Raw genomic sequence first — 12171 nt, 5'->3', positions numbered from 1 at the left:
CGCATCATTTTTATTAATCAACTGAGGAATAGTTCATGAGTCAAATCGTTGACATTCGTGCACGTGAAATTTTGGACTCTCGTGGTAATCCAACCATCGAAGCAGACGTTATCTTAGCATCTGGCGTAGTTGGCCGTGCATGTGCACCATCTGGTGCTTCAACTGGTTCTCGTGAAGCTTTAGAACTTCGTGATGGCGACAAGGCACGTTACCTGGGTAAAGGTGTTAAAACTGCGGTTAACAACGTAAACACTTTAATCCGTGAAGCTTTGGTTGGTAAATCAGTATTTGAACAAAAAGACATCGATAACACGATGATTGCTTTAGATGGTACTGAAAACAAAGAAAAACTAGGTGCAAACGCAACTCTGGCAGTTTCGCTTGCTGCTGCACGTGCTGCGGCTGAAGAAAAGAAAATCCCACTTTTCCAATACATCGCAGACCTTCGTAACAACAGCATTCTGACAATGCCTGTTCCAATGATGAACATCCTGAATGGTGGTTCACATGCGGACAACAACGTTGACATTCAAGAGTTCATGATTGAGCCTGTAGGTTTCACTTCATTCTCTGAAGCACTTCGCGCTGGCGCTGAAATCTTCCATTCACTTAAATCAGTACTTAAAAAACAGGGTTTAAATACTGCTGTTGGTGATGAGGGTGGTTTTGCTCCGAACTTACGTTCAAACGAAGAAGCGATCACTGTTATTCTTGAAGCAATTGAAAAAACTGGCTACAAAGCGGGTTCTGACATCATGCTTGCGCTTGACTGTGCGTCTTCAGAATTCTACAAAGATGGTCAGTACATTCTTGCAGGTGAAGGCAATAAAGCATTCACAAGCAACCAATTCTCTGACTACCTTGCAGGTCTGGTAAATCAGTACCCGATTATCTCGATTGAAGATGGTCTAGATGAATCTGACTGGGAAGGCTGGTCTTACCTGACTTCGATTCTGGGTGACAAGATCCAGCTGGTTGGTGATGACCTGTTCGTTACGAATCCTAAGATTCTGCAACGTGGTATCAATGAGAAAGTAGGTAACTCTATTCTAATCAAGTACAACCAGATCGGTACTTTGACTGAAACTTTAGATGCAATCTACCTTGCAAAAGCAAACGGTTACTCTACTGTAATTTCTCACCGTTCAGGTGAAACTGAAGATTCAACTATTGCGGATCTTGCAGTAGGTACAGCAGCAGGTCAAATCAAGACTGGTTCACTTTGCCGTTCTGACCGTGTAGCGAAATATAATCAATTACTTCGTATCGAAGAATTGACTAATGCTGCATATCGCGGTAAAGCTGAATTCAAAGGTTTGAACTAAGCGATTATCGTTGATGTTAAATGTATTCGACTCTTTGATGAGTAAAGTACTGTTGGGCCTTGCGATCCTTATGATCGCAGGGTTTCAATATTTATACTGGTTTGGTGAGGGTGGCTATCAAGACCATCAGGCACTGACACAGAAAATACAACAACAAGTAGAACTGAATGAAGAGCTGAAAGAGCGCAACCGTGTGCTGGCAGCTGAAGTTTATGATCTGAAAAATGGTGATCAAGCCATTGAAGAACATGCACGTCTGGATCTGGGTTTAATTAAGCCGCATGAGACTTTTGTGCAGATGAGTACCATCAGTACCCAATATAAACCGATTTATCTCGATCAAAATTCTAAAGTAGACCTGCGTACCAATGAGTCAGCTGAAAATTCAAGCACACCATAAATTATGGGCTATCATTCCAGCTGCAGGTTCGGGTAGCAGATTCTCTAAAACAGAACTAAAGCAATATCAAATGATTCAGGAGCGTACTGTTCTTGAACATACGGTTGCACGTCTGAATCAACTTCCGCTGACCGGTTATGTGCTGGCGATCGGTAGTCAGGATGATGTTGCTATAACCTTGCCATTTTCCAATCAGGATAAAGCCCATTTTTGTGCCGGCGGTACAGAGCGGGTCAATTCTGTCCTCAATGCCTTAGCTTACCTAACTGAAATCACTTCAGAAGAAGATTGGGTATTGGTACATGATGCGGCACGTCCATGTGTCAGTCAAAATGCATTGATTGATTTGGTCAATACGGCGACTGAAACTGATCAAGCTGCCATTTTGGCAATTCCAGTCCGCGATACCTTAAAGCGCGTCGTACAAGGTCAGGATATCGAAACTACAGTAGACCGTTCGACTCTCTGGCAGGCTCAAACACCACAAATGGCCAAACTGGGCCGGTTAAAACATGCTATTGAACAGGCATTACAAGATGGTGCCAATATTACCGATGAAGCCAGTGCACTTGAGCATGTAGGTGAAACCGTACGTGTGGTACAGGGGCGATCTGATAATCTCAAAATTACCTATCCGGATGACCTGGAAATGGCTCGTCTGATTCTGGCAGCACAAGCCTAAATTTATTTGAAGAAATACATAATAAATAGAGCACTGGCGATCAATTCTCCGCTGCTTTCACTTATAATTTCGCCATTGTTAGTTTTGAACCTTTTGTCACAATGATACCTTCACAGCAGTATCGTTTTTTACGACAATCCGCACGTGATGGATTGAGTATAAAACACGATTCCTCAAGATGGACCAAGCTACATCTGGACCCGTGGTTGCTATGTTTCCTGTTACTGAATGCTGCCTTGGGGTTGATGGTGGTTTATAGTGCAACCTCTGAAAATTCTGGCATGGTAATCCGTCAGGCAATCAGTTTCGGTGTCGGTTTTGTGGTGATGTTTATCTGTGCGCAGGTTCCGCCAAAAGTGTATCAAGCCGCAAGCCCGTATTTTTATGCCTTCGGGATTTTTATGCTATTGCTGGTCTTTGTGATTGGTGAAAGACGACTTGGAGCAACACGCTGGATTACTTTGCCGGGCGTGGGAAGTATGCAGCCGAGTGAAGTGATGAAATTTGCCATGCCACTGATGATGGCCTGGTACTTCGCGCGTAAGCCATTTCCACCCAAGTTTATGCATATCATCGGTGCCTTAATTTTGTTGGGTATTCCTTTTGTGCTTGTGGCATTGCAGCCTGACTTGAATATCGGTCTGGTGATTCCGGGGATCTTTGTTTTATTTCTGAGTGGTATGTCCTGGCGCTTGATTGGTGGTGCAATGGCAGCATTAGCTGTGGTCGCACCATTAATGTGGATGTTCCTGTTACAGGAATATCAGAAAAAACGTGTCTTGACGCTATTTGATCCTGAATCAGATGCACTCGGTGCAGGCTGGAATATTATCCAGTCTAAAATCGCCATTGGTTCTGGAGGAATGACTGGCAAAGGTTATTCGCAAGGGACACAGTCACATCTGGGTTATCTGCCAGAGCATCATACTGATTTTATTATGTCGACTTATGCCGAAGAATTTGGCTTTATCGGTGTATTTTTATTATTTAGTCTGTTTACCGCTATTATTATTCGTTGCTTGATGATCGGAATGAACAGCTTTCATAACTTTGGCCGTCTATATGCGGGTGCTACAGGTCTAACCTTTTTCTTTTTCGTATTCCTGAACTCAGGCATGGTGAGTGGTATCCTTCCAGTGACAGGCGACCCATTACCACTGATGAGTTATGGCGGAACCGCTGTGATTTCTTTGCTCGCCGGTATGGGTATTGTGATGTCAATCCATACCCATCGCTAAATAATAGAAGAAAAGAAAAAGCCAGATTTATTCTGGCTTTTTTATTGCTTGAGATTTGATGTTATAAATATTCAATAACTTAGATAAATAACTATATTTACATATTGGGGTCGAGATGAAGAAGTTAATGTTGGTGATTGGACTTATGGGATTGTCAGCAACTGTATCGGCAAAGCCATTGAGTTCAGCGGAATTTAAATCTCAAGTTAAGCAGCATTATGATGCATTAGAGTTAAAACAGGCTGCACTCAATGTGTCGGTGGATCGTCGCGAGCATCCAACAATTATGCTTGCTAAAGCATGTGAATATTCTAAAGGTCTAAAACAGCTTAAGCAGTTTTCCGAACAAAATCTGCATCTGGCTGGAGCCAAGAATGAACTGCAATTTATTCGTTCATTGGATACAAGCTTTAATCAGTCCTTCATTGATTTGGGTACTACTTATGAAACGGGGTGCCTAAAACGGTAGGGGGTGAATTCTACCTATACGGTTCACAAAGGCTCTAAAGACGCTTTAAAAATGGCATTTTTATTTGATTAAAAGTTAGACTTTGCATTGGTTGGTTTTGTCGGGTCTATGATTTTGCTTTAGTCGCCATCCAGCAAAGCAGTGAACCAAAACACACCATCAATGCACCTTTCCAGAAGCTGAAGGTTAATTGTGTGCTCAAAATCAATGCTGAAACCACAGAAGAAAAAACCGGGATAAAGTATGAAGCTGTTGCCAATACAGTCACATTTCCATGCATAATTCCGATATTCCATGCCCCATAGCCAATGCCCATTGCAAAAGCAGCTAATACCAGATAAATGCTGGAATTCAATTCGAAATTCGGTATGGGCTCAGCAGAGAAAATCCATTGGGTCCATAGTACAATCGACACCCAAATAAAGAATAAGGTAATACCATTTTTACCATTGGCAGCACGAGCAGTCAGGGTACAATAGGCAGCCCATAGAAAGACACCGGTTAAAGCCAGTCCATAACTCAGTGGATTGGCCTGTATATTGGACAGCATTGTTTTAAAGCTAAATCCAGCTTCACCACCAAGCACCAGACAGATCCCTGCCACAGATAAACATATCCCGGGAAAGATAAGAAAATTGGCTTTTTGCCTGTTAAAAATAATTGAAAATAGAATCGTGGCTGTCGGCCACAGATAATTCACCATTCCGATTTCTATGGCTTGTCTGTTATTGGTTGAATAACCTATAGACAGGGCAAGACAAATTTCATAAGCCACAAAAAGCAGGCTTCCCCAAATCAGATATTTAAGGGGGAATTCTTTCAGATGTGTCCAGCCAAATGAGAACAATAGAATAATCGAGGCGCATGAATAGATTAACGCAGCTCCCCCGATCGGTCCAAAGTAATGACTGACTTCTTTGATGAGAGCAACAATGAGACTCCATAAGAAAACTGCCGTAAGACCAATCAATGTCGCTTTGTTTGAGTTCATTACTCTTGTTCAGGATAAATTTAGAAGATAGTTTAGGCCAAAATTGATAAAAATATCATTGTTCTTTTTAAAAATATGAGAGTAAAGATCTTGTATTTATCAAATTTAAGCTCTCCGAAAAGAGCTTAAATTTTGTTTGAATGCTCAGGCGATGAACCAGGTGTAATAGCCCCAGATCATTAAAGGCCATGCTAAAAATGGACTAAAGAGCCATTTCCAGAACCAGTGGCGTGGCATAAAGCCTACACCATGAACAAAGCCTCCAGAAATACCAATCATAATAAACATCATGGCTCGATGACTATATGCACCATTGTCATCCAGCATCGCAGCTGGATGTACCAGTAACACCGCTGCGAGTGGAAATGCCAGCAGGCAGGAAATCACCATCGCAAATTTGTTGGGTTTCTTGTCTATAACGGGTTTCTCTAGCGCAGCTTCAGTCATGATTTATTCCTCATCCAGGTCTTGGTGCTGTTCCATGTAAATTGCAGCAATCACACTGGCAAAACACGCCATAAGTACCCCTAGAATCCATGCAAAATACCACATAATTTCGTCTCCTTAGGACACAGTCTTAGTACAGGCTGTGTGAATTCTCTTGAATGTGTTTGTTGGTGATTACGCCCCACATCTTGTAGTAACACCAAGTGGTGTAAAGCAGGATAATTGGAACAAAGATACATGCAGCGACAGTCATTACCGTCAAGGTATTTTTACTGGATACTGCATCCCACATGGTCAAGCTGGCAACAGGGTTAATGCTAGATGGCATTAAGAATGGGAACAGGGCAAAACCGGCAGTCAGGATTGCACCGATCACCGCCATAGATGAACCTAGGAAGCTCAGGCCTGCTTTGGCTTTAGATGCAGCCAGCACGACAATAATACCGCCAAGGATACCCATAATTGGCGCAATCATGGTAATTGGATAAGTTGTATAGTTATTCATCCAGCCAGGGTTGCTATTGATCAGTACTTCTTTAGCCAGTGGATTTGCAACACCATTGGTGTCATATGGAGTCACCAGTGTATAACCTTGAATACCGCCGAAATATAACCATGCGCCAGCAGCAAGGAAAGTCACCAGATAAACCAGTCCCATAATTTTGGTTGCTTGAGCAGAACGTTCACGTAATGCACCATCAGTACGCAGCATTAACCAAGCGCCACCGTGTGCGCACAACATAGACAAGCTTACAATACCGCACACTAAAGCAAACGGATTCAGAAGAGCGAAGAAACTGCCGGAATAAGTTGAACGAACAGTTTCATCTAGAGTGAATGGTACGCCCAGGAACATGTTGCCGAAAGCGACACCGAAGACTAATGCAGGAACCGCACCGCCAACAGCTAGGCCCCAGTCCCAGGAATTACGCCATTTGGTATTTTCCAACTTGGAGCGGTAGTCAAAGCCGACAGGTCGCAGGAACAATGCAAATAGTACTAAGAGTAGCGCCCAGTACATGCCAGAGAAAGCAGTAGCATAGACCATTGGCCATGCTGCAAACAGGGCACCACCTGCAGTGATGAACCAGACTTGGTTACCATCCCAGTGTGGGGCAATTGTATTGATTGCCGCACGACGTTCCTGATCATTTTTACCTACAAATGGCATGATCGCCATTGAGCCCATATCGAAGCCATCAGTCAGTGCAAAGCCAATCAGCAAAACGCCAACCAATACCCACCAGATAATTTTGAGCAGTTCATATTCAATCATGATTTCACCTCGCCAGTTGCACCTTCTGGAAGAGCTGCAGCTGCGTCTTCTTGCTCGGCAGTTACTTGAGAATTAGGTTTTTCGAAATGGTATTTGCCAGTATGTAATGAGCTTGGTCCCAGGCGAGCGAACTTGATCATCAGGTACATTTCAATGATCAGTAATACTGTGTAGAACGCTGCCAGTGCCAGGATTGAACCCATAACATCGCCTGTGCTTAAAGTAGATGCAGACAGGTGGGTAGGTAATACTTCACCAATGGTCCAGGGTTGACGACCTACTTCAGCCACATACCAGCCAGTTTGTGCAGCAATCCAAGGCAGTGGTAAAGCAAACAGGGCAAATTTTAATAACCAAGGTTTGTTTTCAGCATTGCGTTTCGCTACAGCAAAAGTCGCTAATACGAACAGCAGCAACATCAGGAAGCCAGAACCTACCATGGCACGGAATGCCCAGAACAGACTTGGTACATGTGGAATAGTGTCTTTGGCAGCAGCTTTGATGTGTTCGTCAGAAGCATCGACGACATTTGGAGTGTATTTTTTCAGAAGCAGACCATAACCAAGATCTTTTTGGGTATTTTCAAATGCTGCTTTTACTTCAGGAGATTGATCGCCTGCACGTAATTTTTCAAGCTGTTCGTATGCCAGCATACCGTTGCGGATACGACCTTCATGTTCAACCAGCAGGTCCTTGATCCCTATCACTGGAGTATCTATTGAACGGGTTGCAATGATCCCCATGACATAAGGAATTTTGACTGCATAATCTGTACGCATGGTTTCCTGATTTGGGAAACCAAACAAAGTGAATGCAGCTGGGGCTGGTTCTGTTTCCCATTCTGCTTCAATCGCAGCCAGTTTAGTCTTTTGTACATCACCAATTTCGTAGCCAGATTCATCACCTAGTAAAATCACTGAAAGTGTAGAGGCCAGACCAAAAACTGCAGCAATAGCGAAAGAACGGCGGGCAAAAGGCAAGTCACGTTTTTTTAGCAGATAGAAGCTTGAGATTGCCAGAACGAAAATCGCACCTGTTACATAACCTGCAGAAACAGTGTGAACAAATTTTACTTGAGCGACCGGGTTAAAGATCAGTGCACCAAAATCAACCAGTTCCATACGCATGGTTTCATAGTTGAATTTAGAACCCACCGGGTTTTGCATCCAGCCATTGGCAACCAGAATCCACAATGCAGACATGTTGGAGCCGAGTGCCACTAACCAGGTTACACAGAGATGCTGAACCTTAGACAGACGATCCCATCCAAAGAAGAACAGGCCAATGAAAGTAGATTCCAGGAAGAAAGCCATTAAGCCTTCAATCGCTAGTGGTGCACCAAAGATGTCACCTACATAGTGCGAATAGTAGGCCCAGTTGGTACCAAACTGGAATTCCATGGTCAGACCGGTAGTTACCCCGAGTGCAAAGTTAATCCCGAAGAGTTTCCCCCAGAATTTGGTCATGTCCCGATAAATTTCCTTACCGGAAATCACATAAGTGGTTTCCATAATGGCCAGGATAAAGGCCAGGCCTAAGGTCAACGGAACGAAAATAAAATGATACATCGCAGTCATAGCAAACTGGAACCGCGAAAGATCGACCACGCTTTCAGCAATCATCAACGTGTCTCCTTGATTTGGGAAGGACTGCCGGCAATATGCTCGGCAACTTGAGAGTCAAAATTTTTGGGAATCGTAGGCGCATCAAACCAAATATGTTTGATTGTCAGTAGTAGAATGACCTTGATGATTAAAATCAAAGTGATCTCTCTTACAACTTTTTGATTTAGATTTTCTGGAACTAAGCTCATGTAAATAAGCCTGTCTTTATAACGTGTTAATTTATTATTAATCTAATATGATAAAAAATAAATAGACTAAACAGTTTAAATAAACATATATTTATAACTATTTGAATATTAAATAATTAAAATTATAGTTTTTTAAAGAATAATCAAAATATTTGTGATTATTTTGTGTAAACATAATTATTTTTAAATCCGACTTTTTTACTTATATTTAAAAATTAATATCCTATTAAAATGGTTGGATTAAGAAAAAAATAATATTTTAAATCTTGATTATTTTACTTGGTTTATTATATTTTTATTGAAAATGAGAATAGATTAAAATTTTAGGGATTAAAACGAGAAGGGTATTTCGTGGAATCTAAAGGTGAGGTGGATTCTTATTATTGAGAAAAAGCAGGCAAAAAAAAGAACATACATGCAGCATGTTCTTTTTAAGCTTTTGGAGGAGAGTAGAGCTTAGAAGTCGTAACGCATACCTACAGACAAGCCCATTGCAGTTTCACCTGCTGCATTTACACCTTGGGATGAACCTGCTTTATTACTACGTGCTTGTGACCAAGGTGTCAGGTTAGCAGCGTCATCATTCAGCATGGCTGCCAGGTTGCCATAAACACGGAACTGTTTATCTAGGCGATGCTCTAAGCCCAATGCAAGTAGGGTTGAGTTAGCATCAGCTGTATCAATATCACGGTGGAAAACGTGACCGCGTAATGTATTTTTATCTGTTAGTTTATATTCCGCGCCTACACCGAAAACATTAGCATCCGCATTGGTGCCACTGCCATCATCCAGTGCAGTAAACTGGTAAAGTGCGCCCACATTCAGTTCAGGCGTTAATTTATAAGCTGCTGCTAAACGGATACCATCTCGTTCACCGCGGCTCACATCTTCTGCATAATGTTCATAAGCAGCCGCGACATCCCAGTTACCCGCGTTATAATTTAAACCTAGGTCATACGCTTGAGATTTTTCATTACTATCCTCAGTCGTATCATTGCTGATCATCGTGCCATCATGTAAAGATAAAGCTGCTGTTGCAGTGAAACCACCACCAAATTTTGGTGTTTTATACTCAATCGTATTCGGGTTACGTTCATCGAAGCGGTGATTGTAAGCACGAGTGATATTACGCAAGTCGCCGACCTGGTCACCAAAGAAGTTTGCCGGACCACGTGCCGCTTTAAATGGGCTGTCAAAACGGCCCACTTTAACTTGACCAAAGTTACCTTTGACTCCGACATAAGTATCTCGGGTAGAGAAGTTTATAGAATCCTCACTATCATCCGATCCGCTAGAAAAGTTGATTTGCTGTTCGATCTGAGCGAATGCAGTCAGATCTTCATTAATCTTGTGATCGACTTTAAAGCCTAAGCGTGATGAGTTTGAGGATAAAGCCACCTCATTATAGTCCTTGCCGTCATCCAGATAATCCAGAGAAACGTGTGCACGACCATATACTTTAACGTCAGCAGCAGCTGCCATTACTGGTGTTAAAATTGTTGCCCCAACTGCCAATGCGCAAAGAGTTTTTTTCATGTGTAGCTCCAATAAGACTTGTTTTGGTCCTAACAAGGATGTTGTGGTAGCTTTGTTAAATTTTGCTACCGTCCTGTATTGGTGCTAAGTATCGATTACAAATAAGACAATAAGATTAAGGAAATATTTCAAATATATTAAATGTTTCGTTATGTAAAAATATGAATAGTATATGTTTTATTTTAATAAAGTTATTATTAATCAATATATTAAATTGTTTTATTTGTCGGCTTTCACAAAGATTAATATTTTACATTTTTTGGGTGGTAGAAAAAAAGGAGCCGAAGCTCCATTTCTATATCGGTTTAATCTAGCATTATAACGCTGCTTTGATTTTCTCAGCTAGCGCCTTGATTTTCTCCTGATCACCCATGACCAAGGCATGTTTGCCCAGATTGTGCAAAGAGGTAGGAACCAGATGGAAATGTACATGGGGTACGGTCTGACCCGCTGCGGTACCTGATAATTGCATCAGCACGATACCCTCTACACCTAGGCCTTTTTCGATGGCTTTGGCAACCTTTTGTACGATCTGAATGGTATATGCAGCCACTTCAGGATCCAGATCAAGTAGCGTCACCGCAGGCGATTTAGGAATGACCAAAGTATGACCGTCTGCCTGAGGCATGATGTCCATAAATGCAAGAACCTGGTCGTCTTCATACACCTTGATTGCAGGCAGTTCACCGCGCAGAATTCGTGCAAAGATATTTTGATCATCGTAAGTCATGAGGGCATTCCTTGAGCGTCATTGAATTAAATTATTTACAGTTCAATTCTTTCTGACGATCTTTGATCGCGTCAAGACGTTGTTGCTCTTTTTCTGAAAATTTTGGCTTGGTTGTGTAGCAATTGTCATTACCATACTTTGCTTTGGCATCTGGATCTTTAAAACAGAAGCCCTTGGAAGCATAAATCACATCATGATCATTTTTCAGTTTTTTGCATTCTTGTTCAGAAGCTAAAACTGAAGTTGAAGCCCCTAGCAATGCTGCAAAACTCATCACTGTCGCAACAGTCAATTTTTTCATGCGGGTTTCCTCTGGTGTTGAATCATGTGTCTATACCTAAACACAATATTGGGTTTTGTTCTCACGATTCAATGGCGATATATTACTCAATAGTAATTTTACTCCATGATTCATACATTTTTATTGCAGCAGAAAAGTCACTATTTTCTTCTGCCTGAAGGTTAGCTGCCTGAATCAGGTTCTGGGTTAGCGATAGCAATGGTGCAGACAGCTTGGCATCACGAACCAGATCTACCGCAATCCCTGTATCTTTGGCAAGTAACGGTAATGCAAAGGTAAGCGGGAAACTGCGGTTCAAAATACGCTGCGGCATCACGGTCTCAGTTACGTTACTTTTACCGCTTGATGCATTAATACATTCCAGTGCTTCATTCAAACTTACACCATGCGCTTTCAGCGTCACAAAGCCTTCTGCAACTGCACACAGGTTTACAGCCATTAACATATTATTGACTGCTTTCACTGCAAAGCCCGCGCCAGATTCACCAACATGCTTGATCAGCTTGCCGAAAGCCTGAATCGCGGGAAGGGCTTGTTCAAAACCTGCTGCACTACCACCAATCATAACAGTTAAAGTGCCATTTTCAGCACCGATCGTCTGACCGCTGACGGGTGCATCCAGAAAAATCACGCCTTGATCTGCTAAAGTTTCTTCCAGACGACGAGCTGCATCAGGTACACCACTGGTGCAGTCGACCCAGATACTGCCTGCTTTTAATTCCAGACCTTGGACTAAAGCTTCAACATCAGCACTGGTGGGTAAGCAGGAGAAGATTATATCTGCCTGGATGGCCTGTTCCAGACTTGCTGCCTGTGTACCATATTCAGTTGCATGCTGCTCTGCCTTGGCAGCAGTACGGTTCCAGACATAGACCGTATCAAAATGCTTTGGTAAATGCGCAGCCATGCGATAGCCCATAGCACCCAAGCCAAGAAACGCAACTGATTGAATCATGATAACCC

At 42.4% G+C, this 12171-nt stretch carries 15 protein-coding genes; 5 read left to right on the top strand and 10 right to left on the bottom strand.

Going from position 1 to position 12171, the window contains the following annotated elements:
• The first annotated feature begins 35 nt into the window (after positions 1–35).
• From eno to F899_RS09380, 5 genes are all read left to right on the top strand, one after another.
• On the top strand, positions 36–1325 hold the full coding sequence (eno, locus tag F899_RS09400) for a phosphopyruvate hydratase (RefSeq protein WP_004893069.1): 1290 nt from the start codon (positions 36–38) through the stop codon (positions 1323–1325).
• A 13-nt stretch (positions 1326–1338) separates the two neighbouring features.
• Positions 1339–1725, top strand: coding sequence for a septum formation initiator family protein (locus F899_RS09395; RefSeq protein WP_005222368.1), 387 nt, complete (start codon positions 1339–1341; stop codon positions 1723–1725).
• The gene (ispD, locus tag F899_RS09390) at positions 1694–2407 is read left to right on the top strand and encodes a 2-C-methyl-D-erythritol 4-phosphate cytidylyltransferase (RefSeq protein WP_005222367.1); all 714 of its coding nucleotides are present in this window, start codon (positions 1694–1696) and stop codon (positions 2405–2407) included. The genes F899_RS09395 and ispD overlap by 32 nt, the downstream gene beginning before the upstream one ends.
• A gap of 101 nt (positions 2408–2508) precedes the next feature.
• On the top strand, positions 2509–3645 hold the full coding sequence (gene rodA / locus F899_RS09385; protein WP_004893075.1) for a rod shape-determining protein RodA: 1137 nt from the start codon (positions 2509–2511) through the stop codon (positions 3643–3645).
• A gap of 115 nt (positions 3646–3760) precedes the next feature.
• Complete coding sequence (locus F899_RS09380) at positions 3761–4114, top strand: hypothetical protein (protein ID WP_228127801.1); 354 nt, start codon at positions 3761–3763, stop codon at positions 4112–4114.
• A gap of 106 nt (positions 4115–4220) precedes the next feature.
• Here F899_RS09380 and yddG read toward each other — a convergent pair whose 3' ends face one another.
• The 10 genes from yddG to F899_RS09330 form a co-directional block, all read right to left on the bottom strand.
• Positions 4221–5105: an aromatic amino acid DMT transporter YddG gene (gene yddG / locus F899_RS09375; RefSeq protein WP_005222364.1), complete on the bottom strand. Its 885-nt coding sequence runs from the start codon at positions 5103–5105 to the stop codon at positions 4221–4223.
• Between the two features lie 144 nt (positions 5106–5249).
• Positions 5250–5552, bottom strand: a complete 303-nt coding sequence (locus tag F899_RS09370; RefSeq protein WP_004815813.1) for a cyd operon YbgE family protein — start codon at positions 5550–5552, stop codon at positions 5250–5252.
• Positions 5553–5555: 3 nt separating this feature from the next.
• Positions 5556–5657 (bottom strand): cytochrome bd-I oxidase subunit CydX, encoded by a 102-nt coding sequence (cydX, locus tag F899_RS15420; protein ID WP_004278713.1) that lies wholly within the window; start codon positions 5655–5657, stop codon positions 5556–5558.
• A 25-nt stretch (positions 5658–5682) separates the two neighbouring features.
• Positions 5683–6828 (bottom strand): cytochrome d ubiquinol oxidase subunit II, encoded by a 1146-nt coding sequence (cydB, locus tag F899_RS09360; protein ID WP_004815815.1) that lies wholly within the window; start codon positions 6826–6828, stop codon positions 5683–5685.
• Positions 6825–8450, bottom strand: coding sequence for a cytochrome ubiquinol oxidase subunit I (locus F899_RS09355; protein ID WP_004815816.1), 1626 nt, complete (start codon positions 8448–8450; stop codon positions 6825–6827). Before F899_RS09355 ends, cydB begins: the two co-directional genes overlap by 4 nt.
• Positions 8450–8641, bottom strand: a complete 192-nt coding sequence (gene cydP / locus F899_RS09350) for a cytochrome oxidase putative small subunit CydP (RefSeq protein WP_005222361.1) — start codon at positions 8639–8641, stop codon at positions 8450–8452. Before cydP ends, F899_RS09355 begins: the two co-directional genes overlap by 1 nt.
• A gap of 456 nt (positions 8642–9097) precedes the next feature.
• A complete protein-coding gene (locus F899_RS09345; protein WP_004815820.1) occupies positions 9098–10177 on the bottom strand; it encodes a porin in 1080 nt (359 codons plus the stop codon).
• Positions 10178–10493: 316 nt separating this feature from the next.
• Positions 10494–10907 carry an HIT family protein gene (locus tag F899_RS09340; RefSeq protein WP_004815822.1) on the bottom strand — a complete coding sequence of 138 codons (414 nt, stop codon included), beginning with the start codon at positions 10905–10907 and terminating at the stop codon, positions 10494–10496.
• A 31-nt stretch (positions 10908–10938) separates the two neighbouring features.
• A complete protein-coding gene (locus F899_RS09335) occupies positions 10939–11181 on the bottom strand; it encodes a YARHG domain-containing protein (protein WP_372510725.1) in 243 nt (80 codons plus the stop codon).
• Positions 11182–11290: 109 nt separating this feature from the next.
• Positions 11291–12163, bottom strand: a complete 873-nt coding sequence (locus F899_RS09330; RefSeq protein WP_005222360.1) for an NAD(P)-dependent oxidoreductase — start codon at positions 12161–12163, stop codon at positions 11291–11293.
• Positions 12164–12171 lie beyond the last annotated feature (8 nt).

The organism is Acinetobacter sp. CIP 101934 (genome assembly GCF_000369585.1).
In the GTDB taxonomy this organism is placed as follows: domain Bacteria; phylum Pseudomonadota; class Gammaproteobacteria; order Pseudomonadales; family Moraxellaceae; genus Acinetobacter; species Acinetobacter schindleri.
The sequence above is the reverse complement of the archived record's forward strand: the minus strand, read 5'-3'. Positions and strand labels throughout refer to the sequence as shown.

Coding starts and splice junctions, on each gene's coding strand:
- F899_RS09395 (WP_005222368.1), top strand. CDS start 1,339: ATGTTAAATGTATTCGACTCTTTGATGAGTAAAGTACTGTTGGGCCTT.
- F899_RS09340 (WP_004815822.1), bottom strand. CDS start 10,907: ATGACTTACGATGATCAAAATATCTTTGCACGAATTCTGCGCGGTGAA.
- rodA (WP_004893075.1), top strand. CDS start 2,509: ATGATACCTTCACAGCAGTATCGTTTTTTACGACAATCCGCACGTGAT.
- cydP (WP_005222361.1), bottom strand. CDS start 8,641: ATGAGCTTAGTTCCAGAAAATCTAAATCAAAAAGTTGTAAGAGAGATC.
- F899_RS09330 (WP_005222360.1), bottom strand. CDS start 12,163: ATGATTCAATCAGTTGCGTTTCTTGGCTTGGGTGCTATGGGCTATCGC.
- F899_RS09345 (WP_004815820.1), bottom strand. CDS start 10,177: ATGAAAAAAACTCTTTGCGCATTGGCAGTTGGGGCAACAATTTTAACA.
- F899_RS09355 (WP_004815816.1), bottom strand. CDS start 8,450: ATGATTGCTGAAAGCGTGGTCGATCTTTCGCGGTTCCAGTTTGCTATG.
- F899_RS09370 (WP_004815813.1), bottom strand. CDS start 5,552: ATGACTGAAGCTGCGCTAGAGAAACCCGTTATAGACAAGAAACCCAAC.
- F899_RS09335 (WP_372510725.1), bottom strand. CDS start 11,181: ATGAGTTTTGCAGCATTGCTAGGGGCTTCAACTTCAGTTTTAGCTTCT.
- yddG (WP_005222364.1), bottom strand. CDS start 5,105: ATGAACTCAAACAAAGCGACATTGATTGGTCTTACGGCAGTTTTCTTA.
- ispD (WP_005222367.1), top strand. CDS start 1,694: ATGAGTCAGCTGAAAATTCAAGCACACCATAAATTATGGGCTATCATT.
- eno (WP_004893069.1), top strand. CDS start 36: ATGAGTCAAATCGTTGACATTCGTGCACGTGAAATTTTGGACTCTCGT.
- cydX (WP_004278713.1), bottom strand. CDS start 5,657: ATGTGGTATTTTGCATGGATTCTAGGGGTACTTATGGCGTGTTTTGCC.
- cydB (WP_004815815.1), bottom strand. CDS start 6,828: ATGATTGAATATGAACTGCTCAAAATTATCTGGTGGGTATTGGTTGGC.
- F899_RS09380 (WP_228127801.1), top strand. CDS start 3,761: ATGAAGAAGTTAATGTTGGTGATTGGACTTATGGGATTGTCAGCAACT.